The 24,255-nt window shown below is 43.1% G+C and carries 28 protein-coding genes and 1 pseudogene; 8 read left to right on the plus strand and 21 right to left on the minus strand.

Annotated elements, in window-relative coordinates; genetic code table 11:
• The 10 genes from folD to purE all read right to left on the minus strand — a co-directional run bounded on the left by folD (position 1) and on the right by purE (position 7,892).
• Positions 1–858: a bifunctional methylenetetrahydrofolate dehydrogenase/methenyltetrahydrofolate cyclohydrolase FolD gene (folD, locus tag DM09_RS01355; protein ID WP_038246991.1), complete on the minus strand. Its 858-nt coding sequence runs from the start codon at positions 856–858 to the stop codon at positions 1–3.
• A 2-nt stretch (positions 859–860) separates the two neighbouring features.
• Complete coding sequence (ilvN, locus tag DM09_RS01360; RefSeq protein ID WP_038246992.1) at positions 861–1,343, minus strand: acetolactate synthase small subunit; 483 nt, start codon at positions 1,341–1,343, stop codon at positions 861–863.
• A gap of 141 nt (positions 1,344–1,484) precedes the next feature.
• The gene (gene ilvB / locus DM09_RS01365; RefSeq protein ID WP_038246993.1) at positions 1,485–3,185 is read right to left on the minus strand and encodes a biosynthetic-type acetolactate synthase large subunit; all 1,701 of its coding nucleotides are present in this window, start codon (positions 3,183–3,185) and stop codon (positions 1,485–1,487) included.
• An 87-nt stretch (positions 3,186–3,272) separates the two neighbouring features.
• Complete coding sequence (locus DM09_RS01370) at positions 3,273–4,430, minus strand: anhydro-N-acetylmuramic acid kinase (RefSeq protein WP_038246994.1); 1,158 nt, start codon at positions 4,428–4,430, stop codon at positions 3,273–3,275.
• Between the two features lie 3 nt (positions 4,431–4,433).
• Positions 4,434–5,048 carry an SRPBCC family protein gene (locus DM09_RS01375; protein ID WP_051937894.1) on the minus strand — a complete coding sequence of 205 codons (615 nt, stop codon included), beginning with the start codon at positions 5,046–5,048 and terminating at the stop codon, positions 4,434–4,436.
• On the minus strand, positions 5,036–5,491 hold the full coding sequence (locus tag DM09_RS01380) for a TlpA family protein disulfide reductase (protein WP_038246995.1): 456 nt from the start codon (positions 5,489–5,491) through the stop codon (positions 5,036–5,038). Before DM09_RS01380 ends, DM09_RS01375 begins: the two co-directional genes overlap by 13 nt.
• A 57-nt stretch (positions 5,492–5,548) precedes the next feature.
• Entirely contained in the window at positions 5,549–6,265 is a 717-nt protein-coding gene (locus DM09_RS01385; protein ID WP_038246996.1) for a lysophospholipid acyltransferase family protein, read from the minus strand.
• Positions 6,262–6,828, minus strand: a complete 567-nt coding sequence (locus DM09_RS01390; RefSeq protein ID WP_038246998.1) for a D-glycero-alpha-D-manno-heptose-1,7-bisphosphate 7-phosphatase — start codon at positions 6,826–6,828, stop codon at positions 6,262–6,264. Before DM09_RS01390 ends, DM09_RS01385 begins: the two co-directional genes overlap by 4 nt.
• 35 nt (positions 6,829–6,863) lie before the next feature.
• Positions 6,864–7,412, minus strand: coding sequence for an L-threonylcarbamoyladenylate synthase (locus DM09_RS01395; RefSeq protein ID WP_232507715.1), 549 nt, complete (start codon positions 7,410–7,412; stop codon positions 6,864–6,866).
• Between the two features lie 6 nt (positions 7,413–7,418).
• Positions 7,419–7,892, minus strand: a complete 474-nt coding sequence (gene purE / locus DM09_RS01400) for a 5-(carboxyamino)imidazole ribonucleotide mutase (protein WP_038247000.1) — start codon at positions 7,890–7,892, stop codon at positions 7,419–7,421.
• Between the two features lie 86 nt (positions 7,893–7,978).
• On the opposite strand from purE, the gene mtnA reads away from it, so the two are divergent.
• Positions 7,979–9,058, plus strand: coding sequence for an S-methyl-5-thioribose-1-phosphate isomerase (gene mtnA / locus DM09_RS01405; RefSeq protein ID WP_038247001.1), 1,080 nt, complete (start codon positions 7,979–7,981; stop codon positions 9,056–9,058).
• A 102-nt stretch (positions 9,059–9,160) separates the two neighbouring features.
• A complete protein-coding gene (locus DM09_RS01410; protein WP_051937898.1) occupies positions 9,161–9,769 on the plus strand; it encodes a class II aldolase/adducin family protein in 609 nt (202 codons plus the stop codon).
• Positions 9,770–9,774: 5 nt separating this feature from the next.
• Here DM09_RS01410 and fliP read toward each other — a convergent pair whose 3' ends face one another.
• The 8 genes from fliP to DM09_RS01450 are packed head-to-tail and all read right to left on the minus strand — an operon-like array spanning position 9,775 to position 14,966.
• Positions 9,775–10,524 (minus strand): flagellar type III secretion system pore protein FliP, encoded by a 750-nt coding sequence (fliP, locus tag DM09_RS01415; RefSeq protein ID WP_038247003.1) that lies wholly within the window; start codon positions 10,522–10,524, stop codon positions 9,775–9,777.
• Complete coding sequence (locus DM09_RS01420; protein ID WP_051937900.1) at positions 10,514–10,807, minus strand: FliO/MopB family protein; 294 nt, start codon at positions 10,805–10,807, stop codon at positions 10,514–10,516. The genes fliP and DM09_RS01420 overlap by 11 nt, the downstream gene beginning before the upstream one ends.
• On the minus strand, positions 10,808–11,122 hold the full coding sequence (locus DM09_RS01425; protein ID WP_038247004.1) for a FliM/FliN family flagellar motor switch protein: 315 nt from the start codon (positions 11,120–11,122) through the stop codon (positions 10,808–10,810).
• 25 nt (positions 11,123–11,147) lie between these two features.
• Positions 11,148–12,149: a flagellar motor switch protein FliM gene (locus DM09_RS01430; protein WP_038247412.1), complete on the minus strand. Its 1,002-nt coding sequence runs from the start codon at positions 12,147–12,149 to the stop codon at positions 11,148–11,150.
• A 20-nt stretch (positions 12,150–12,169) separates the two neighbouring features.
• Positions 12,170–12,694 carry a flagellar basal body-associated FliL family protein gene (locus DM09_RS01435; RefSeq protein WP_038247006.1) on the minus strand — a complete coding sequence of 175 codons (525 nt, stop codon included), beginning with the start codon at positions 12,692–12,694 and terminating at the stop codon, positions 12,170–12,172.
• A gap of 19 nt (positions 12,695–12,713) precedes the next feature.
• Positions 12,714–13,409, minus strand: coding sequence for an OmpA/MotB family protein (locus tag DM09_RS01440; RefSeq protein WP_038247007.1), 696 nt, complete (start codon positions 13,407–13,409; stop codon positions 12,714–12,716).
• 2 nt (positions 13,410–13,411) lie between these two features.
• A complete protein-coding gene (locus DM09_RS01445) occupies positions 13,412–14,191 on the minus strand; it encodes an OmpA family protein (protein ID WP_038247009.1) in 780 nt (259 codons plus the stop codon).
• 16 nt (positions 14,192–14,207) lie between these two features.
• On the minus strand, positions 14,208–14,966 hold the full coding sequence (locus tag DM09_RS01450; RefSeq protein WP_038247010.1) for a motility protein A: 759 nt from the start codon (positions 14,964–14,966) through the stop codon (positions 14,208–14,210).
• A 148-nt stretch (positions 14,967–15,114) separates the two neighbouring features.
• Here DM09_RS01450 and DM09_RS01455 point away from each other — a divergent pair, with 148 nt between their 5' ends.
• The 3 genes from DM09_RS01455 to DM09_RS01465 are packed head-to-tail and all read left to right on the plus strand — an operon-like array spanning position 15,115 to position 16,685.
• Positions 15,115–15,501 carry a SpoIIAA family protein gene (locus DM09_RS01455; protein WP_038247012.1) on the plus strand — a complete coding sequence of 129 codons (387 nt, stop codon included), beginning with the start codon at positions 15,115–15,117 and terminating at the stop codon, positions 15,499–15,501.
• A gap of 48 nt (positions 15,502–15,549) precedes the next feature.
• Positions 15,550–15,951: a hypothetical protein gene (locus DM09_RS01460; RefSeq protein ID WP_038247014.1), complete on the plus strand. Its 402-nt coding sequence runs from the start codon at positions 15,550–15,552 to the stop codon at positions 15,949–15,951.
• Positions 15,952–16,004: 53 nt separating this feature from the next.
• Positions 16,005–16,685, plus strand: a complete 681-nt coding sequence (locus DM09_RS01465) for a methyltransferase (RefSeq protein WP_051937904.1) — start codon at positions 16,005–16,007, stop codon at positions 16,683–16,685.
• Between the two features lie 37 nt (positions 16,686–16,722).
• Here DM09_RS01465 and DM09_RS11510 read toward each other — a convergent pair.
• Positions 16,723–16,932, minus strand: a pseudogene (locus tag DM09_RS11510) (transposase); the annotation flags it as partial.
• A gap of 196 nt (positions 16,933–17,128) precedes the next feature.
• On the opposite strand from DM09_RS11510, the gene DM09_RS01470 reads away from it, so the two are divergent.
• Entirely contained in the window at positions 17,129–17,881 is a 753-nt protein-coding gene (locus DM09_RS01470; RefSeq protein WP_081881039.1) for a GGDEF domain-containing protein, read from the plus strand.
• A gap of 84 nt (positions 17,882–17,965) precedes the next feature.
• Here the strand turns inward: DM09_RS01470 and DM09_RS01475 are convergent, their stop codons facing one another.
• Both DM09_RS01475 and DM09_RS01480 read right to left on the minus strand, forming a co-directional pair.
• Complete coding sequence (locus DM09_RS01475) at positions 17,966–18,775, minus strand: ABC transporter permease (RefSeq protein ID WP_051937906.1); 810 nt, start codon at positions 18,773–18,775, stop codon at positions 17,966–17,968.
• Complete coding sequence (locus DM09_RS01480) at positions 18,772–19,698, minus strand: ABC transporter permease (protein ID WP_038247016.1); 927 nt, start codon at positions 19,696–19,698, stop codon at positions 18,772–18,774. Before DM09_RS01480 ends, DM09_RS01475 begins: the two co-directional genes overlap by 4 nt.
• Before the next feature lie 234 nt (positions 19,699–19,932).
• On the opposite strand from DM09_RS01480, the gene ileS reads away from it, so the two are divergent.
• Together ileS and DM09_RS01490 are read left to right on the plus strand one after the other, a co-directional pair.
• Positions 19,933–22,647, plus strand: coding sequence for an isoleucine--tRNA ligase (gene ileS / locus DM09_RS01485; RefSeq protein ID WP_232507730.1), 2,715 nt, complete (start codon positions 19,933–19,935; stop codon positions 22,645–22,647).
• A gap of 40 nt (positions 22,648–22,687) precedes the next feature.
• The gene (locus DM09_RS01490) at positions 22,688–24,142 is read left to right on the plus strand and encodes a DUF3375 domain-containing protein (RefSeq protein ID WP_038247019.1); all 1,455 of its coding nucleotides are present in this window, start codon (positions 22,688–22,690) and stop codon (positions 24,140–24,142) included.
• Positions 24,143–24,255 lie beyond the last annotated feature (113 nt).

Consider the following 24,255-nt stretch of genomic DNA (forward strand, 5'->3'; position numbering starts at 1 on the left):
TTAAACAAGCCCTACATGATTTTTAAATGCTGAAATCGTATTGGATAACAACATTGTAATCGTCATAGGACCAACACCACCCGGTACGGGCGTAATCCAACCTGCATGTTTGGATGCAGCTTCAAAATCTACATCTCCTGTAAGTGAGCCGTCTTCCAACCTATGGATTCCCACATCAATCACAATCGCACCTTTCTTAATCCATTCACCTTGGATTAAACCTTGTTTACCCGCTGCGGCAACCACAATATCTGCACGTTCAATATGCGATTGAAGGTTTTCGGTAAACCGATGACATACTGTAACCGTTGCCCCTGCAAGCAACAATTCCAAAGCCATAGGGCGACCCACGATGTTGGATGCCCCTACCACCACGGCTTCTTTGCCATGAAAGGATATGCCTGTGGTCTCAATAAGTTTGATGCAACCATATGGTGTACATGAACGAAGCGCAGGCTGACGCACAGCCAAACAACCCACATTAAAAGGATGAAAACCATCTACATCTTTATCTGCGTGAATGGTATTCAATACTTTATCAGCATGAATATGTTCAGGAAGCGGCAATTGAACCAAAATACCATCCACTTTAGGGTCGTTATTTAGCTCAGCAATCAACCCCAAAAGATGTTCTTGCGTGGTTGAAGCAGGCAATTTATGTGAAATGGAGGCAATACCTACTTCTTCACAAGCAATTTCTTTGTTTTTCACATACACATGTGATGCAGGGTCATCCCCAACAAGAATCACTGCCAAACCAGGTGAGCGACCATGTTTTTGTGCCAAAGTGGTCACATCCATTTGCATATCCACTTTTAGTTTTGCAGCTAAAGCTTTACCATCAATAATTTGTGCCATGATTAAACCACAAACCCCTTGCTACCACGGCGCATACCCACTGGGCCTGTACGCGAAGCTTCAATAATATATTCTGCATCAATACTCACCAAAAAAGTATCCACTTCTTCAGGTGAACCCGTAAACTCAGCAATAAAATAACTGTCTGCTTCATGGTCAATAATTTTAGCACCTGAAGTTTCAGCAGCTTTACGTAAACCCTTTACATCAATCACCTTCAACATCAACAAGCCGCGCTCAAGGTGCACCATATGTGAAATGTCTTCCACTTTGATCACAGGAATCAATTTGTTGAGCTGTTTCTTGATCTGCTCGATGATTCTTTCATCGCCACGTGTCACCAAAGTTAAGCGACTCACTGTTTCATCCAAGGTTGGCGCAACATTTAAGGTTTCGATATTGTAACCACGGGCTGAAAACAAACCTGCAATACGCGTAAGCACACCAAACTCATTTTCAACTAAAATTGTAATTGTATGTCTCATTTCATTTACCCACGAAAATCAGGATTTTTGTTCGAGTGCAAGGCGAGTCAGCTTCGAGAAGCGGAGTGTATTTCAATAATACATGAGCATCACAGAAGCTGTCACAACGCTGAAATCGGGGAAAAAGACGATTTTCCTTCATCATGCCAACACCATCTCATTCAATGCAGCCCCTGCAGGCACCATTGGGAATACATTTTCTTCTTTTGCCACGGCAATATCAATAAACACAAAGCTTTCTTGACTACCAAATGCCACTTCCAAGGCTTTGTCCAGTTCATCCAATGTATCCACTTTGATGCCCACACCACCATAAGCTTCTGCCAATTTGGCAAAATCAGGCAATGAATCAAAATAAGAATGTGAAAAACGTGATTCATGGAACATTTCTTGCCACTGACGCACCATGCCCATGTAGGCGTTGTTTAATAACACCACCACAATTTTTTGGCGATACTGATAAGCCGTTGCTAGCTCTTGGATACACATTTGAATCGAGGCATCACCTGTAAACACCACAATCGGTTCATTCGGTGCAGCCATGGCTGCACCGACCGCTGCGGGCAAACCATAACCCATCGTACCCAACCCACCTGAAGTTAAGAACTTATGCGGCTCTTTAAAGCCATAGTGCTGCGCAGCCCACATTTGATGTTGCCCCACATCCGTGGTCACAATGGCATTACCCTTGGTAATATCATGCACTTTATGAATCACGGTTTGTGGTTTAATCGGTCCTTCTTCACTTTGTTCAAAACCTAATGAATCCTTAGCCCGCCACTCATCAATTTGTTGCCACCACAATTTCAATGCTTCCAAATCAGGCACACCACCTTGATGACTTAACTCATCAAGAAGCTGCTGCAATACAATACCCACATCACCCACAATAGGTAAATCCGCATCTACATTTTTAGAAATGGATGTTGGGTCAACATCGATATGAATAATCTTGGCATCGGGTGCAAAAGCATCCAAACGACCTGTAACCCGGTCATCAAAACGTGCACCAATGGACACCAATAAGTCGCAATGCGATACCGCCATATTGGCTTCATATGTACCATGCATACCCAACATACCCACGAAATGTTTATCATCAAACGGAATACCACCCAAACCCATCAAGGTATTGGTCACAGGTGCATTCAACTGATGTGCTAAGGTTTTCAACAAGGCTGCAGAACCTTGCGCATTCATGATGCCGCCACCTGAATAAAGCATAGGACGTTTGGCCTCAAGCATGGCTTTAATGGCTTTCTTAATTTGCCCCGCATGCCCTGATGTACGCGGTTGATACGAACGCATATTCACTTTTTCCGGCCATACAAAATCACACTTCGCGAAACCCAAGTCTTTAGGAATATCAACCACCACCGAACCGGGGCGACCTGTGGTTGCAATGTGGAAAGCTTGGCGAATGGTTAATGCCAAATCCTCAACATTTTTCACCAAAAAATTGTGTTTGGTAGCCGAGCGCGTAATACCAATAATATCTGCTTCTTGGAATGCATCCGTACCAATCATGGGCAGCGGTACTTGCCCTGTGAAACAAACATTGGGAATCGAGTCAGCATTGGAATCAGCAAGCCCTGTGATGGCATTGGTTGCGCCTGGTCCTGATGTGACCAAAGAAACACCACATTTGCCCGATACACGCGCATAACCATTGGCTGCATGAAGTGCTGCTTGCTCATGACGCACAAGAATATGTTTAAAATGGCTTTGTTGGAAAATAGCATCGTAAATTGGCAACACCGCGCCACCAGGATAGCCAAAAATGACTTCCACGCCCTCGCGTTTCAAACATTCTACAAAAATTTCAGCGCCAGTCATTTGCATGAGAAATCATCCTAAACCTAGTAATATCAAAGAGCGGCAAGCTAAAACTCTGCCGATTAGTGTCAACGCCTTATAAATTCATGGTTTTTAAGTATTTACCACAACTTTTGCATTCTTGCCTAAAATAACCTGCCCACCACTGACATCATGTAACGCACCTGTCACTGCCGATAAAGTATTCACTTCACCCGCCAGCGTACGCTCTGCAAGCACCGCAAAAGCCACGGCTTCTACCGCTTCTACTGGCAGCCCAATATCCGTGGTGGTTTGCACTTGGGCAGGTGCAAGTTCTTCCCTAAGCTGCTGCATAAGATGTTTGTTAAACGCGCCACCGCCACAGATATACCAAGCATCAGGCTGCTCTGGAAGGTGCTGTAAGCTTGCCACAATACTTTGTACAGTGAATGCACATGCCGTTGCCATTTTGTCGGCATCAGGCATATCCACAGCCATAATTTGCTGCACAACATCTTCACCAAAATCTTCCCGACCTGTAGAACGCGGTGGTATTTTTTTAAAGAAAACGTGTTGAAGTAAATCCTCCAACAAAGGTTGATAAATATCACCAGAGGCTGCCAATTCACCCCCTTTATCATAACAAAAGCGTGCGTCTGTCATGGTTTGCATTAAAGCATCCATCAACATATTACCTGGACCTGTATCAAAACCTAGAACCAATCCATTCGCGCCTAAATAGGTGATGTTGGCAATGCCGCCGATATTGAGCACCGCAATATTTTTATTGGCTTGGGCAAACAATCGCTGATGCACAAAAGGCACCAACGGCGCACCTTGACCGCAAGCTGCAATATCTCGTTTTCTAAAATCAGATACCACTGTAATACCTGTTTTTTCAGCAATGGTTGCTGCGTCACCGATTTGCAGCGTAAATGGTAAACTGTTGTCTATACCTTGCGGTCGATGACGTAGTGTTTGCCCATGCGAACCAATGGCAACAATTTGTTTGGGTTCTAAACCTGCTTTTTCAATCGCCTGTAAAGCCGCATCAGCAAAAGCAAAACCCAACGCTCTATCCAGCATGGCCATGGCATCAATTTCATCAAACCCTGGCTGATTTAAGCGCAAAATGGGTTCTTTGAGCTTGTCTTCAAGCGTACACGTTACAAAAGCCACAAGCTCAACATCATCACCAGCCATACTGACCACCGCTGCATCAATACCATCCAATGATGTGCCTGACATCAACCCCACATAATACACTGTTTGTTGCCCAATTTTTGCCATGTTTTATTTTTCTTCCGCCTTGGCTTTGGTATTTTCTAATAATTTCACCACAGTTTTTTCTGTTAAATAATCCACAAACCACCCCAAACCAAATGGCACATGCCCTGGGTCAGTCTTAGTATAATAATGCAACTGCGTTGTTTGCGTATCCATCACTTGCAAATACCAATAACCCCTAGTGTCAGCAATCGTATGTTCAGGCTCCAAACCTTGCCAATCCAGTTGATGCCAAGCCATACGCCAGCTATTCGGTTGTTTATCATAATCCAATTTTAAACGGTATTGTTTATGCACACCAAAAGGTAAATCCAAATAATAGTTCACCACAGCCCCAGTATCATCTTTGTTTAACACTTCTGTACGCGCAAGATTGGGCATAAAAGAAGGCAAATGCGCATAATCGGTAATCAGTGAAAAAACCTTCTCTGCAGGCGCTTGAATAAGCAAAAAAGCATGAATTTCCTTAACATAGCTATCTTTCACGGATGTAGCATGGATAATTAACGCACCCGTGCCCAATTGTTTAGCCTCTTTTTCGCTAAGTATGATACCTGTGGCATATGCAGTGGATACCAACAACAAAGAAAGACTCAAAAGCCAAATGTTTACCGCAGCCAATCAAGCACCATCAAACTCACACGCTCATCAGCCCAATTCAAATCACCCATATGTCGTTCCTTAATATTTCCATCGGCATCAATGACTAGGGTTGTCGGTAAACCACGCACCCCCAGCGCCATGGTATCACGTTGATTTCCCATATTAAGTGGCTGCTGAATGTTTTTCTGCGCATAAAATGCTGCTGCACCTGCTTGGTCAGCATCCAAAGAAATCATGACAACTTTTACATCAGGATGTTGCTGTACCCAGTTGTTCATCTCGGGCATCTCGGAGCGACATGGTGGACACCAACTTGCCCAAAAATGAAGTATCACGGGTTTACCTTTATAACTATCCAGCTGCACAGTTTCACCTTGTACATTGCGCCATTGGTATTCAACACTTTGCGCTGCCACAGGTGCAACCAACAACATCATCAAAATGATCCAAATATATTTCATATGTTCTCCGTGTTCTGTTTTGTATTTATGTCGAACACCACACCATAAACTTACAGTTTAACCACCAATTTCCTTACATGCAGACACAATTCTTGTCTCACATTCCGCCAAAATATCATTGCGTTTTTTCTCTTGCACATCTTCTGCAGAAATCGGCGGCAACACACGCAAAGTAATGGTTCCCTTGTGCTTAAACCATGAATCTTTAGGCCAACACGCACCCGCATTATGGGCAATGGGCAAAATAGCAACACCTGCTTTTTTCGCCAACACCACTGCCCCCGGTTTATATGTACCTGGCTGCCCTACAGGTCTGCGTGTACCTTCAGGAAAAATCACCACACAACGCCCAGATTTGAGTTGGGCAGTGCCTTTTTCATTCACTTGCCTCAAAGCATCGCGGGTGTTTGAACGCACAATCGGAATGGCATCAAGCGCATACAATGCCCAGCCAAAAAATGGAATATACATCAGTTCTTTTTTCAAAATCCATGCAAATGGCGGCAACACTACAGGCAATGTTGCGGTTTCCCATGTGGATTGGTGATTGGCAACAATCACACATGGCTCATCAGGAATATTTTCTTTCCCCTCAATCACCACTTTAATGCCATAAATCAATTTGAGCAGAAAGTTTCCTACCATACTCCACAAATAACCAACCTTCCAAGCCACATCACGCCCAAAAACACGCGCTAAAATACATGCTGTCGCAATGCTAACTGTGGCGATGATATAAAGGAAATAGAACAGGATAGCTTGAATATATTTCATAGGGTTTTCTCCTCAATGAGCGTACCCACAGCTTCACCCAAGTTGGCAAACATTTGAATACTTGGCATCAATACCTTGGATTTTTCAAAAATTTTATCCGCATCCCCATAACCACTACTCACCAATATCGCATCAATACCTGCCGCATGCGCTGCTTGTACATCACGGTAAGAATCACCGACCATAACAACTGTCTTTTTATCTTGAATATCCAAAACTTGAAACGTATCCAACAGCATGCCCGGCAAAGGTTTACGGCACACACAGCCATCATCAGGGCCATGCGGACAATAAGCAATATAGTCAAAACGACCACCTACTTTTTCAGTTTCAGCAATCATTTTCGCCTGAATATCATCAAACGTTGTTTGCTTTATCATACCACGTCCAAGTGCCGATTGATTGCTACAAACAGTCACCTGCTTGCCCGCTGCTTTGAGCTTGGCAATGGCTTCAAGGCTACCCGGAATCGGCAACCATTGTTCTGGGCTTAAAATGTAGTCAGGAGAATCAAAATTGATAACACCATCGCGGTCTAACACTACGGTTTGAATATTGTTCATGGTGCAAACATACGCAAGAAGAGCAAAACTTAAAGTTATCGCAGTTTCACCACTGTTCGGGTTGTGATTTTATACATTGTTGATGCCTTACCTATGGGTTGCTGCACGTTGGCTAATACGGTATGAATATATTGATGATAACGCATGCGAGACTGTAAATTCAGAGGCAAAACAGCACCGCCTTTGCGGTTAAAACTGCTCGACAGCATCAAACCACCACATAACTTGGCAAGTTGGCATGTTTGTTTATCACCATCCACACGTATCGCAATATACCCGCTTTGATAACATACTGGATTTAAACCTTTCTTGGCGCGAAAAACCAAAGTCACAGCCCCCGGCCATGCGCTTTTGGCAAGTTTTCTTAAACGGGGAGAAATATACACAGCTTGTTGAAGCGCGGTACTTATCGAGTCGGCAAGCAACAAAAATGGTGCCTTACGTTGCTTGAACCTTTGTGCCTTGCGCACAGCCTTTGTATGACTCACGTCTGCCGCAATGCCTGCCAAGGTTGATGTTTGATGCGCAATCAACCCACCTTGCCTTAAAGCTTTCGCCGCAAGGCGGGTCTGGTATGTCATCATGCGTGATTAATCGTCTGCTAAAATAGCTTCAGCTTGTTTTGCGCGATCAAAGCGAAGCTTGTGCGCCAAATCTTCATCGTTTTGTGCCAACATTTGCACAGCCAACAAACCCGCGTTTTTTGAACCATTGATACCCACAGTCGCCACAGGCATACCCGGCGGCATCATCACAGTTGAAAGCAACGCATCTTCACCATTTAAAGCACCCGATGCAATCGGCACACCAATCACTGGTTTCACTGTTTTCGAGCAAACCACACCCGCCAAATGTGCTGCCATACCTGCCGCACAAATAAACACTTGGCAGCCCGCTTCTTCAGCTTCTTTAATGGCTTCCACAGTAGCTTCAGGTGTACGGTGTGCTGAACGCACCAATGTTTTATATGCCACACCAAACTCATCAAACACAGCTTCGGTTTTTTTCATTACAGGCATATCATTTTTACTACCCATCAAAATCAAAACTTGAATATTTTCCATCATATACCTCTTTAAATTTTTATTGATAGTAGCGCAGCATAGCCAAGTTCCCTTTAAATGCCTATTGTTGTGCTACAGGGGTAACAATGAACGGACAATATCGTGCATTATGGTTAAATAAAGCGGATGATTTAGAAGTCATCGACCAACGTTATTTACCGTTTGCAAAGAACATTTGCGTGCTAAAAACTGCACATGATATTTGTGAAGCCATCAAAGATATGACGGTGCGTGGTGCAGGTGTGATTGGTAATGTGGCAGCATTTGGTGTGTTTCTGGCAGCCCGTGAATTTGAAGGTGATAAAACACAAATCAAGCAAGCTGCGATAAAAATTCGGGAGTCTAGACCCACTGCAGTGAATTTAATGTGGGCAGTGGATAGAATGTTACATGTGGTTGAACACGCTGATGATGTGATTGCCGCCTGCAAAGCCGAAGCCATTGCTATCGCCGATAAAGATGTATTGAGAACACAAAAGATTGGGCAAATTGGCTGTGACATCATTGAAGACATCATGGTAGATAAAAAGATAAACCAGTTTAATATCCTAACCCACTGCAATGCAGGTTGGTTAGCGATTGTTGATAGTGGCTCTGCCCTTGCACCCATCTATGAAGCACAAAAACGCGGCATCAATATCCATGTTTGGGTGGATGAAACTCGGCCTCGTAATCAAGGTGCAAGCTTAACATCGTGGGAGCTTTTAGATGCGGGTATTCAACATACCATTATTCCTGACAATACAGGCGGGCATTTGGTGCAACAAGGTTTGGTCGACATGGTGATTACGGGCGCAGACCGTGTGGCATTAAATGGTGATGCAGCGAACAAAATTGGTACATATCTTAAAGCACTGGCTGCCAAAGATAATGATGTACCCTTTTATATCGCACTGCCTATCAACACTTTTGATTTTGATTGTAAAAATGGTGTGCAGGATATTGAAATCGAACAACGCAGTGAAGATGAAGTGCATATGATGCGAGGCTTGGATAATAAGGGTAACGTACAAACTATTCGCATCACCCCTGAACACAGTAAAACTGCCAATTATGGCTTTGATGTCACCCCCGCCCGCCTAATTACAGGTTTGATTACGGAAGCAGGTGTGATTGCGCCCAATCAAGAAGCGATTAGACAATTACAACCGTCATGCTCAACTTGATTGGGCATCCATATCAAAATAAATGGATACCCGCCTGAAGGTGAATGGCAAAGCCAGAGAGACCACCCTGGGGTGGCGCGGGTATGACACAGGAAGGAAATAATGATTGATGGCGTTATCAAATATCATGTATCACACACGCAGATACCAAGCCCTGAATTTACCGCATTTCATGATTTAGAAGCGTTAAGGTGTCGCCTTTTTGCTTTGGGTTTGATTGGCGAAACACCCGACGGTATTGGTTATGGCAATATATCTTTCCGCAACAACGGCGAGCGCAGTTTTACCATCACAGCCACACAAACAGGAAAACAACCTCACCTAAAACCCAACGCATACATTCATATAGTAAACTATGATTTCGGCACCTTCACCGTATTCTCAGAAGGTGAATTTAAACCCAGCAGCGAAGCATTAAGTCATGCTATGATTTACGAAATACACCCTGATATTCAGGCAGTTATTCATGTGCATTCCGCAGCCCTTTGGCAAATGATGATTAAACAAAAAATACTCGCTACTACGGCAGAATATGGCACCGCAGAAATGGTACGGGAAATCGCAGCCCTCTATCAATCTCGCAACCCATTTAAATACAATGCTTTTGTCATGAAAGGGCATAAAGATGGCATCATTACGTTTGGAAAAAATATCAAAGAAGCAGAGCTTAGGCTGTACCATTTGATACAAGAAACCTTAAATCAAATATAGGTTCTTTATCTAAAACTCGCCAACAATGATGCGGTTATCAAGTGCCAACCATCTACCAGCACAAATAAAATAATTTTAAGTGGCAGTGAAATCATCACAGGCGGTAACATCATCATACCCATACTCATCAATACCGATGCCACCACCAAATCCAATACCACAAACGGAATATAAATTAAAAAGCCGATTTCAAAGGCTGTTCTTAACTCGCTGATGACAAAGGCAGGAATCAATACATACATCGGTGTTTCTTCTGCTGTTGCAGGCTTTTCAATGTTTCCTGCATTGATGAATAAGATTAAATCATCTTCTCTGGTTTGTCGCAGCATGAATGCACGTAATGGATCAATCGCTTTTTCCATAGCTTCGGACTGCTTAATCTCTTTATTTAAATAAGGGGTTAGTGCTGTGCTATCAATCTGATTCCACACGGGCATCATGATAAACATGGTCATAAACAAAGATAAACCGACCAAAATTTGCGTGGGTGGACTTTGTTGCGTACCCAATGCCTGACGCAAGAAAGCGAATACGATTAAGATGCGGGTAAATGATGTCATCATCACCAAAATCGATGGGGCAAGCGCGAGAACGGTAAGCCCTGCGATAATTTTGAGACCTGTAAACCATGAATCAGGATCTTCAGTCTCACCTAAGCTAATGGATAATGTGGGTACATCTGCAGCCGAAGCAAGGCTTGGCAATAAAAACACAAATAAGAATAAAATACGTAATAACAATGAACTACGTATCATTTCCCACCTCTTTCTCGGGTGAAATGTCTGCAATTTTGTGAACACCGCCTACACCTACACTCAAAAGGTAACTTTGTTTACCATGTTTAATTTCAACCACGCTATTTTTACTGTCGATATGCAAACGTTGCACCACTTGCATCTTGCCTTCTTTCACAGGTACAACCTTGTCTTGAAAACGGCGCATTAGCCATACCAAGCCTGCAAAAATAGCTAATACCAATGCCAATGCACCTATGGATTGTGCCATCATGGCAGCAAAACTGGTCTCCTCTGTCATCATTTACGATAAACTCTGGATACGGTCGCCTTGTGGCACCACTTCCACCACACGCACCCCAATTTTACCATCCGCAGACACCACTTCACCTCGCGCAAACACACGCCCATTGGCTAAAATATCCACTTCCGCATTGGCTTCTTTTTTTAAGTCCAGCACCATACCTCGATGCAGCCTTGCCACCACATGCAATGGTAATTGAATCCGCCCAAGCTCTACGCTCACATCCAAAGGAACATGCATAATGGCTTCAAGGTTTACCTTTTGCTCACTTCCTGTTGCGACATCAGGGTTTTGTATTTCTTCAACTTCTGGCATCGTATTCTCCTTCTACCACTTAAGCTTATGTATCTTGTGCCAACTGATTGGTCAGCTCTGCTGCTAATTGTCCATCTTGACTACCCGGCATCGCTTCAAACATCGGTGTGGAACCCACCCAAAGCATGGCTGGCTCGTTAGCACTCTTTCGTAATGGTAAAAAATCTCCCTTACGCAAGCCCAAAAATTGTTTGATACTTAATTTACACTGCCCAAGCTCTAAACGGACATTTAAAGGCACCTGCTCTATACTTTTTTGCAATTGCTGCTCCCATTCAGGGTCTTTACCCAAGTCTTCAGACACTGATGTGCGTAAACTTTCTAAAACAGGCTCCAAAAAAGTGCGGGGATAATGTAAGTGTACAGAACCTTGCAAATCATCCGATATTTTAACACCAAACTTCACCGAAAAACATGGGTCGGTCACCGGCGCTACAGCCAAAAACTGTGGCTCAGTGTCCAACTTGGATAGATGGTGTTTCATTTCAACAACAGGTTTCCACATATGTAACAATAGTTTTTCTAAACCTGTACCAATACGATTGGCTAAACTCTGCTCTACAGGAGTCAGATCGTTGGCATCATCACCAAAGGACTCTCCCATACCACCCAACATGGCATCAATATACGAAATCACCAAAGGCAGCTCTATGGTCACCATCATTCGCCCAAAACCATCCACTTCATACACAAAAAAGACTTGTTGTTTTTCTTTATTATCTTCAATGATCTCTTGATACAGGCGCTCATCAATACCTTCACTATTTAGCTCTACATCACGTTGAAACGTTTCATCCCATTGTTCATTGAGTGATTCAGACATACGCTGCTGCAGATTAAAGAATAGCGGGTAGCGTTCTGGACCATTGTCCGATTCCACCGATGCAAAATCAAAGTCTTCCACCACCTCAGGTTGAGGCACAGGTGGCAGGGTAGCCAATAAAGCATGCGCTTGCTCACTTGGTGCAACTGCCTGCATCAGCGCATCAATTTCCTCAGGCGCTAAAATTGGTTCTTTATCAGCCATTGCATCAGCTTTCTTTTCACTCATTGCGATACAAAATCTGTGAAGTATAAATTTTTAATCGGTTTTCCACCCACCAAACGGTTCATGCGGTAAATCAAATCTTCTTTAAGATCATATTTACCTTGTGGCGTACGAATTTCGGCAAATGTTTTACTCGAAAGCAGTGTGATCACCATATCATTGATTTTAATCATATTCTGTTCAACTTTGGCTTGTGCTTCAGGACTGCGTACTTCCAACTTGATTTTTGCTCTTAAAAAACGGCTCACATCTGTATCTGCCAAGTTAATCGTGATATCCGCAATATCCACAAAAATAGGTGGCGCATCAGGATTTTCATCTTCAGGCTCTGGAATCATAGTTTCTTCTGTTTGCGCTGGTGCCGCCTGCTCGGTTGCTGCAGGTATTTGTTCCATTGCCATCATTTTCCATGCAATAAAGCCACCGACAGCCAACACCAATATCAATAAAACCAAATTAATAATGGGTAGTAGTCCACCCGATGATTTCTTTTCTTCTGCTGCACCATCTTTTTTATCTGCCATGGTTCAAACTCCTTACTTGTTACTTATATACCACGATATCAACACGCCGATTATGTTTTCGGCCTAAAATCGTGGCATCTGTCGAAATAGGTCGTGATGGTCCATAACCTGCCAGCGATAAACGTGATGGATTCACACCTTCTGCTTCTAAGATATGCAAGACTGATGCCGCTCTAGCCAAACTTAAGCTCCACAAGTCTGGATAACGGCTACCCGTCGCCATTCTATCATCGGTATGCCCATTCACACTGATACTACCTGGGGAGATAGCTAGCATCTTAGCAAGCCTTCTAAGTGCTTTAATGTTCTCAGCTTTTAGACGAGCAGAACCTTCTTCAAAAAGTGCTGCATCATCCATACGTAGGTATAAACGATTCTTTACAATCAAGGCACGTACATGGTGTTCCAAAGTACTATTCTTCAAAACAACGTTACTATTTTGACGCATCGCCAACATCAACTCACGTGGGCTTACAATACGTTGTAATTCCAAAGGACGAATCAAGTTAATCTCCGTGCCCGCGCCTGCATTTAAAACGGAAACAGCAGATTCAAAATACGTTGAAATATCTTGTAGCCCTGTTTTATCCAAAGTGGACATGGACACCAATAAAATAAAGAAGGTCAGCATTAAACTGATTAAATCTGCAAAGGTGGTCATCCATGCTTCGGGGTCTGCCAAAACCTCAGGTTCAAGTTTCTTTTTACGTGCCATGATTAAAAACTCTTACCTTGGGGTGCCACCACATGCCGCTGCGGAGAAACCAATTTTCCCGTGGATATGTGGCTTTCTGGGTTCACGGTTACGGGTCTAAATTTAAGTTCTATCTCAACCCTTCTGCTCATGGCAGGGTTGCCAACAATCGGGTGTTTATCCCCCATGCCCGCCGCAATCATTCGTCCATTGGGTACACCACGCTCTGAAAATGCATGAAATAAACTCATAGCACGCGCCGCCGAAAGTTCCCAATTCGATGGGTATAATACACCTCGAACAGGGGTATCATCGGTATGCCCTTCAATACGAATTTCAATCACTTCAGGGCGCTTAAATACTTTGGCAAGTTTATCCATCAAAGGAAACATATCAGAGCTAATCTCTACTTGGCCCGGAGCAAAGACTATCGTCTCAGGAAAACGTATACGCACTTTATCTTGATCAAGAGGCAATACATGAATGGCATCACCCAAACCCAATTCCCTTGCCACCTCTGTCAATTCTTTGGCGGTTCGGCGTGGGGCACGGTTACCATCAACAATATCTCGTGCGGGCATAGATGGGCCATTACCTTCTGTTAAGTTTGCACCTTTAGGCAGCGGGCTAAAAGTGCCCGCCAATGAACCAATCGCTGCAAGCCTACGTTCATCCACAATCACCGCTATTGATGTCAGTAAGATAAAAAATGCCAGCATTTGCATCATTAACTCTAAAAATAATGCAGCACCAGGGTCTTTATCAGGTAAGACGGGGTCAGGTTTCTTTTGTCGTTTAGCCATAATGTGTTATGCCATATCAATCAAATGCTGATGCGCGATCTTTAGGCGGCAAGAAGCCGTGTAACTTTTGTTCCATCACGCGTGGATTCTCACCTGCCACCAAGGACTGAATGCCCGCCAAAATAATTTCATGCACAAGTAACTCTTCTTTGCTGCGTGTTTTCAATTTGGATGCCATAGGCAAAAAGATAATATTTGCCATCAATGCACCATAAAATGTGGTCAACAATGCCACCGCCATTGAAGGACCAATTGATGCTGGGTCTTCCATATTTGCAAGCATAAGCACCAAACCCACCAATGTACCAATCATACCCATGGATGGTGCAAAGGTGCCCAGTGCGGTCATCATATCCGCACCGCGTAAATGCCGCTCACCCAATTTATCCATTTCCATATACAAAATTTCTTCGATTTCCGTGGGTTCTTGCCCATCAATTGCCATTTGCAAACCTTTGGACATAAAGGGGTGGTCAATATCTCCCACCTTACTTTCCAAAGCTAAAATACCGTCTTTACGTACAATCTGTGCCAACTCTACAAACTCAGTGACTACCGATGGGCCATCAGCAGGTTTATTTAAAATGGTTTTAAGAATAATTTTGACTACACCAATACAGTTTGCCATGGGGTATGCCACCAGCAATACACCAAAAGTACCCCCAATCACAATAGCAATTGAATTGATATCAATAAAGCCTGCAACCGCATCACCAATGGCAAACAATACCAAACCAAAGGCAACCACCATGCCGATTATCGTTGCAATATCCACGCTTTCACCTCCAAACAACATCTACATATATATGTACAATCAAGGTATAAGCGAAAATCATGCCAACTCATCACACACACACTTAACCTTGAACTTTTTGTGGTTTATGATAATGTGATGGTATCTCTTTAATCATTAGGAGCTTAAGATGAGCACATCACTACGACACGGTTTATCGGTTGGTATTGAACGCTTTAATGAACATATCTTTATCACGCTCAAAGCCGTAGGCACACTTACCCATGAAGACTATGAAATTATTACACCCATGATTGATGCAGCCATTGCAAAAGTAACAGAGCCTCATGTTAAAATGCTTATTGATGCGTCCGAAATGCAAGGTTGGGAGCTCAGAGCAGCTTGGGATGATTTTAAGCTTGGTTTAAAACACAACAATGACTTCAAAAAAATTGCTATCTACGGGCATAAAACATGGCAAGAAGCCATTGTAAAAATTGGTTCGTGGTTTGTTTCAGGAGAGGTTCAGTATTTTGAAAGACTTGATGATGCCGTAGCTTGGTTACAAGAAACATAAGACCTTAAACAAAAAATATGCTATCCTTACATTTTGCGAGGTTTGTTCATGAATAAACTATTGGTGGTCTTTGCCGCAGGTTGTTTTGGTGCGCTAATGAATAGCTTGGTAGTATGGTTGTTTGGTAAATATGGTATTTCTGCCATGTTAGATGTAACAATTGCCCCACACTTAACCCCTGCATGGTTATACCCCCGCATTGTCTGGGGCGGCATTTGGGGCATCTTGTTTATACTCCCTTTTCTTGAAGAAAAATGGTTGTTCAAAGGTTTTTTACTAAGCTTGTTCCCTACGGCTGTACAACTCTTTTATATTTTCCCTGAAATTGCAGGCAAAGGTATGGCGGGCATGGATTTGGGCATGTTCACACCACTGCTGGTATTCTTTTTTAATTGGGTATGGGGTATTATGACTGCCTATGCCATAAAAGTTTCACCCGCTGCATATTAACCGCGCCATTATTCAATACGATTGGTCAGTCACGGTATTACGAGGCAAAAACAATGAATAAAAACATTTTTCAATACCAAACATGGCACCTTTTATCACTCAGCGGCTTACTTTTCCTACTGGTCACATATATATCGAAAAAACCACAAATACTTTCAGGTTCATACCTTAATATCAGTGCAAACACTTGGTTCTGGCTGGCAATTGCCGTTCCCATCATTCACCAAACCTATGTGATGCTGGTGTGGCGCTTTGAATTGTATCAACGCACATTCAGCCAACGTTGGGGTATTGCAAAAGCATTTAAGTATTACACCATTGGTTTTTCTATTCTATTCGGCAGCCGTTTAATCAGCATCATATTTGTAGCCGTAAGTACCCAAAATTCATGGAATATATCAGCAACATCAGCTTATGCCCTTGCTGCCATCATCACACCTTTAGTTATTTATTTGTTTTATTCAGTCAAAAAATATTTTACCATAGAAAGAGCCTACGGCATCGACCATTTCGACCCCGATTATGATGAACCTTATGTCAAACAAGGCATCTTTAAATACACGGATAATGGCATGTATGTCTTTGGTTTAATGATTCTTTATTTACCAGGTTTGCTGCTCTTCTCCAAAGCCGCTCTACTCGCTGCCTTATTTAACCATTTATATATTTGGGTTCATTATTACTGCACCGAGAAACCCGATATGCTAAAAATTTATGGAAAAACAGCCTCATAATAAACACGGCGAATTCAAGTCCCAAGTGCAACTCGAGTTAATTTAGTTTTTGTATTGAAAAACACTTCATGGGGTGTTTTGTACTCAGTGTTTTTCGAGGTCGATGATTTATCCTGTGCATAATGAAGTCAATCTCTTGGTTTGATACGGTGTTAAACATGCGGTGTTTGGGTATGTACTGCCTCACTAAACCATTGGTATTTTCATTTACCCCTCTTTCCCATGAGGCATAGGGGTTAGCAAAAAAATGTCTGTTTTAAAGTCATAATGATAATAGCGCAAAACTTCACGCACCTGATCCATCAATTGCGGTATAAATGGACGAAATATGGATTTTCGATTGACTTTATCCTGATATTATGCAAAATTAATTTATACAGCCCTTATTTGAAACTTAATATCCAATAACTAGAAAATTAAGGGTGTGTACATAGGGGCAATAAATGGAAAACCGAGTCCTCTTCTTACCAAGCAAACAACAAAAAAGAACTCTGGAAATACCGACCAAAAAAGACATCCTTATACGGATAACTGCTATTATTGCCTTGGTAGAGTTTGCCATCATGCTTGGTTTCGCGAACATGACGTTTGATATAGGAAGATACGCCAAAGCCATTCTGGATGTAGCTATACTAGTAATAGTATCCACGCCAATGATTTATATTTGGATCATAAAACCATACGTCGTTGCACGCGACAATGCTATGCATCAAATTAACCATATAGCATCTCATGACCCGTTAACACAATTGGCAAATCGCCATTTGTTAAAAGAATATCTAGAAAAGTTGATATCCAAACATGCTAGAAGGGGATCGTATGGAGCAGTTCTATTTATAGATTTGGATGGATTTAAAGCAATAAACGACACTCATGGGCATGATGCAGGAGACGCTGTACTTATTGAAGTTGCTAAACGCTTAAATTCTTTTGTGAGAAATGAAGACATTGTCAGTCGTGTTGGCGGGGATGAATTCGTTGTTGCTTTAAGCGAAATCGGTACTGATGAACAACTGGCACATAACGAAGCACTGGTGATCGCCGAAAACAATATTTCACTTCAAATTGATGCTAGTATTGGGGTGCGTTTTTTGACACCTGAAAGAATAAGTGTTGAGTCTGCTCTAAAAAATGCTGATACTGCAATGTATAGTGCTAAGCGAGCGGGAAAAGGTCATATTGCCGTTTATAAATAGATCCAATGCCTAACAATCAGTTCCAATGGACGTTATATTAACGAAAATGAGCCGTGCTCTATTCTAAGGTGTCATTTAAGAAGCTTACCGCTTGCTGCGCACATCCAAATAATCTCGCAAGGCATCTCCCGCAAGGTTTGCACTCATCACAAGAAGAAACAGCATTAAACCTGGGTAAACAACCTGCATAGGCGCAACCAACATCAGTTGAGAGCCCTCTCGAATCATGGTACCCAATGATGCATCAGGCGGTTGAATGCCAATACCTAAAAATGAAAGCCCTGCCTCACCAATCATAACTGCGGCAATCCCAAAACTTGCTTCAATCAAAAGTGGTGCGGCGATATTGGGCAACAAATGTTTGGTTGCGATATGTATGGTATTTTGACCGCTAGCAATCGCTGCTTCAATGTAGGGTGCATGACGAAGGGATAACACTTGCGCGCGAGTTAACCGCGCAAAACCCACCCAGCCTACAGCCGCCAAAGCAATAATCAGTTTATCTACGCCTGGGCCAAGCACAGCCGCTAAAGCAATTGCTAATAAAATGCCTGGAAATGAAAGCACAATATCTACAAAACGCATCAACACACTGTCCACCCAGCCACCCAGCCAAGCCGCAATCATACCCACGCTGATACCAATAATGGCACAAAGTGTTATCACACTTATAGCCACGGAAAAAGAAAGGGTAACACCTTCAGCAAGCCTGCTTAAAATATCACGCCCCAACACATCCGTGCCCAACCAATGCGCTGTAGATGTACCTTGTAATACATCATGTAAATCTACGGCGTGACCATCCATATTTTGTAATGCAGCAATCAATAAAACCAAGGCGGGCAAAAACAAACAAGCGTAAACACTTTGGGGGATACCTTTGAATAAACTCATGATTGCTTACGCTGCCTTGGATCTAACCACAAATTCAATAAATCTGCCAATAAATTTGCCAACACATAAAACAAAGCAATGATAAGCACACAACCTTGCACCAAAGGGTAATCACGACTTTGAATCGCCTCAATGGTCAACAAACCAAGTCCAGGCCAATCAAATACGGTTTCTGTAATCACCGCTCCACCAAGCACAGCACCCATTTGTAAAGCAAACATGGTAACCACAGGAATCGCAGTCATACGCGCTGAATGTTTCCACCATAATGTCGTTTCTGATACACCCATGGCTCGTGCCGTACGAATAGCATCCGACTGCATGGATTCAAGCCAACTTGCCCTAGCCATACGTGATAACACGGCTGCCAATGCAGTGCCCATGGCAATGGTCGGCAATATAATACTACCCGATGCATCCATACCCGACACTGGCAACCAGCCTAAAAATACAGAAAACACCAACATCAACATCGGCCCCAACCAAAAATTGGGAATCGACACCCCCAGCAAAGAAAATGTCATGGCCAATTTATCTTGTGGTTTATTCTGAAAGCGTGCAGCAATCATGCCCAAGGGAAGTGCTAGAATAATGGCAAGCAACAAGCTGGTTACGGCAAGCTGAGCTGTGGCAGGCAAACGTTCTGTGATCATTGTCCAAATATCGCGCTGGCTGATAATGGACTTACCCCAATCACCTTGGGTTAAGCCGCTAATATAATCGATATATTGTGCATACAACGGCTCATCCAAATGCATACTGGCACGCAAAGCTTCTTTATCCGCAGCAAGCGCTGTTTCACCCAACAATGCATCGACAGGGTCGCCAGGCACTAGGTGCAACAAAAGAAAAACAAGCGTGACCACACCCAAAACCGTGGGTAATGATTCCAAAATACGAAACAAGATAAGCCTAGCCAACATAGCGTAAACGTATCTCTAAGCCTCAATTTTGTCATTATTTTATAAGCGTTTGCAGGATATTTCAGTGAAATGAGACAAAAGCCTTGATTTTGTTTAGGCTGCGCGGTCTTTTGATAGCTGTAATAAGCAAAAAAGATAGACCGATTTTGGAGAGCACAAGCCGTGGCAGACGATAAGAATCAAGACACATTCAATTATAAAGACACCGTTTTCCTGCCGAAAACTGATTTCCCTATGCGCGGTAACTTGCCCGCAAACGAACCCAAACGCTTGAAAAAATGGGACGAAGCCAATCTTTACCAACAAATTCGCGACGCACGCAAAGATGCACCCAAATTCATCCTGCATGATGGTCCACCTTATGCCAACGGCTCCATTCATATCGGTCATGCAGTGAATAAAGTGCTCAAAGATATTGTGGTTCGCTCGCGGACTATGATGGGGTTTGATGCGCCTTATGTGCCTGGCTGGGATTGTCATGGCTTGCCGATTGAACTGAAAGTCGAAGAAAAATTTAAGAAAAAGAAACGTAAAAAAGAAGACATTTCCGACAGTGAATTCAGAGCCGAATGCCGCGAATATGCCAAAGGTCAGATTGATATTCAGCGCGAAGAATTTAAACGTTTGGGTATCACTGGTGACTGGGAAAATCCTTATGTGACCATGGATTACAACTTTGAAGCCAATACGGTTCGTGAAATTGGTCGCTTCCTCGAAAATGGTGGTTTATACAAAGGTGCTAAACCTGTGCATTGGTGTGTTTCTTGCGCTACGGCTTTAGCAGAAGCTGAAGTAGAACATGAGGACCATACTTCTTCATCTATCTTTGTGAAATTCAAAGCAGGTGAAGATTTAAGCGATATTGATGCAGCTTTAACCGCTAAAACTTCAGTTGTGATTTGGACAACCACGCCGTGGACGATTCCTGCGAACTTAGCAGTCTCTGTTGGCCCTGACTTGGATTATGTTGCCAAAAAAGTAACCGATGCGGGTGAATGCGAAAATATCAGCGTGGGTGAAATATTGATTTTAGCCGAAGGGCTTGCTGATGCTGTATTGGCTGAAATCGGCATCACCGCAGACACCGTGGCTCACTTTAAAGGCGCACAACTCGAGAATCGCAAATTCCGTCATCCCTATTTAGACCAAGATGCACCTATTTTAGTGGGTAGCCATGTCACACTTGAAGCGGGTACTGGCTGTGTACACACGGCTCCTGGTCATGGCCAAGAAGATTATGAAGTCGGTCTACGCTACGGACTTAAAGGCTTTAACCCAGTCGGTGATACAGGCATTTTTGAAGAAGGTACACCTGTGGTTGAAGGACAACACGTATATAAAGCCAATGCTATCATGGTTGAGCATTTGCAAAGCTGTGGCGCATTATTGGCAACCAATCAAATTCGTCATTCGTACCCCCATTGCTGGCGTTGCCACAAACCTTTGATTTTCCGTGCCACACCGCAGTGGTTTATCAGCATGGATAAAAATGATTTAAGAAGTAAAGCCTTAGAAGCGATTAAATCAACCGAGTGGACACCTGCTTGGGGCGAAAATCGTATTCGCGGCATGGTTGAGCAGCGTCCTGATTGGTGTGTTTCTCGTCAAAGAAACTGGGGCGTTCCGATTACAGCCATCAAATGTTCATCGTGTGAAACACATTCAGTCACTACCCCTGAAGTGGTGGAAAGCATTGCCAAACAAGTTGAACAAGCAGGTGCAGATGTTTGGTTTGCCAAAGATGTTGCTGAATTCTTACCAGGTGGAGCAACATGCCCTGATTGTGGCGGTTCTGAATTTGAAAAAGAAACCGATATTCTTGATGTTTGGTTTGATTCAGGCTCAACCCATGCTTGCGTTTTAGAACATAGGGATGAATTACAATCACCTGCCGATTTATACTTGGAAGGTTCTGACCAACATCGCGGTTGGTTCCAATCATCATTGCTTGAAAGCATTGGTACACGTGGTGTTGCGCCATTCAAAGCTGTATTGACCCACGGTTTTGCAGTGGATAAAAACGGCAATAAAATGTCCAAGTCCAAGGGTAATGTGGTTGCACCACAAAAGCTCATTAATCAAATGGGTGCGGATATTTTGCGCCTGTGGATTGCCTCGGCTGATTATTCGGCAGATATTCGGGTGTCAGATGAAATCATGAAACAATTGGCAGAGTCTTATCGTCGGATTCGTAATACGATTCGTTTCCTGTTGAGTAACTTGGAAAACTTTGATGCTTCGCAATCTATTCCTTTGGCTGAACGTAAACCTTTGGATTTATGGGCAATACATCGTTTGGCAGATGTGGCAAGCAAGGTAAACGCATCATATGAAAGCTATCAATTCCACCAAATTCACCAAGAAGTGCATAATTTCTGCTCGGTAGATTTGGGTGGTTTTTATTTGGATGTGATTAAAGATCGTTTGTACTGCGATGAAGCAGGTGCACATCAGCGTTTATCCGCACAAAGTACCTTGTATGACATCGCACATACCTTGGTGCGTCTGATTGCACCGATTGTGCCCATGACCGCCGAAGAAATTTGGGATTTCTTGCCCGGTGCAAACGATGAAAGCATTCATTTGCAAACCTTTAACACCGTTGAAGATGTGAACATCGACACGGCTGCATGGGATAAGTTTTTCGCTATGCGTGAGTTGGTGAACACAGAAATGGATGTTGCCAAAAAAGATAAAATTATCGGTTCATCGGTAGCAGCCAGTGTAACCATCCCTGATTTGGATATGGATTTCGCTCAAGCTGTAGGCGAAAGCTATGAGCAACTGTTGATTGTTGCCAAAGCACAAGCAGGCGATGCGCTGAACATCACAGCGGCAGAGGGCATCAAATGTCCGCGTTGTTATGTGGTGAGTACACCTGCACACCCAGAGCATGAAGTTCACCATCAACTTTGTAGCCGCTGTTTTGAAGTCATAAAAGACATTTGAACATGCACAGCATACCCATGTGAAAGGCTAAAATAAGCAAATGTTGGAATCGCAAGCACTTACCCATGAGGTATTGGAATCACTAAGCAAGAGTCACCCCGCTTGGCGATTACTGCGTGCTGATTCAGCACCCTTGGTGATTAGCTTTTTACACCGTATCTTTATTGTGCCTAACCTGCGTGATATTGCCCAATCTGATTTACAAGAAGCATTGGAAGATGAACTTTTTGCGCTCAGAGAACGCCTTGGTACAGACTGTTATCCACGCCAAGGTTTAGAATACCTCAATGATTGGGCTGATAATGCACAAGGGTGGTTACGCAAATTTTATCCACCCAACTCGGATGAACCGCATTATGATTTAACACCTGCTACAGAAAAAGGTATCCGCTGGTTAGCGGGTCTAACAGAGCGCCATTTTATTGGTACAGAATCGCGTTTGCTGACGCTATTTGATTTATTGCAACAAATTGCCGACGGCAGTGAAACTGACCCTAAGCGACGTATCGCTGAATTGCGTAAAAAACGCCGTGACATTGATAATGAAATTAAACAAATACAAGCTGGCGAGCTTTCACTGCTGGATGAAACTGCACTCAAAGACCGCTTTCAACAGTTTGTAATGATGGCCAATGAATTATTAAGTGATTTTCGTGAAGTAGAGCAAAACTTTCGCACACTGGATAGGCGTGTACGCGAACGTATTGTCCTATGGGAAGGAGGAAAAGGAGAGTTATTGCAAGATATTCTAAATGCCTGCGATGATATTTCCGATTCGGATCAAGGTAAAAGCTTTCGTGCCTTTTGGGATTTTTTAATGTCCAGCTCCCGTCAAGAAGAGCTCACAGCATTACTGGATAAAGTCATGGCATTACCCCCTATCGCAGAATCTAAGCCTAATACCCGCTTGCGTAGAGTCCACTATGACTGGTTAGAAGCGGGCGAACATACCCAGCGCACAGTGGCTCAACTATCGGGGCAACTGCGCCGTTTTCTTGATGATAAAGCATGGTTAGAAAACAAACGCATCATAGAAATTCTACATCATATTAAAAGCAATGCTCGGGAAATTACTCACCAACCACCAAAAAATTGGAATATGAACATGGATGATGTAAAGCTAGATATTGTATTACCGATGGAAAGGCCTTTGTATCAACCACCTCTGCAAGCTGTGATAACATCACTAAGCTTGGAAATGGGAGATGAAGATACCGATGCTGAAGCTTTATTTTCACAAGTTGTGGTTGATAAAAACCACTTGAAACACACATTGGCACAAGCATTGTTGCAGCAATCTCAGGTGTCATTGGCTGAACTATTACAAACCCACCCCCTGCAGCATGGTTTAGCTGAACTGATGGTTTGGTTACAAATTGCCAGCGAGCAACCACGCTGCATGATTGATGAACAAAAAAGTGAAAAAGTACAATGGCGAACAATACAAGGTTTAGTTAAGCAAGCCACCCTACCGCATGTGTTATTTGTCCGATAAACGTATATGTACAAAACTATATTCTCATACCTTGTTCAGAGGAGTATATTATGCTTCATCATACCAATACATTAAAATATGCCTCTTTACCCGAACATCCATACCTATGGCAT

The sequence above is a fragment of the Ghiorsea bivora genome, assembly GCF_000744415.1.
Taxonomy (GTDB): domain Bacteria; phylum Pseudomonadota; class Zetaproteobacteria; order Mariprofundales; family Mariprofundaceae; genus Ghiorsea; species Ghiorsea bivora.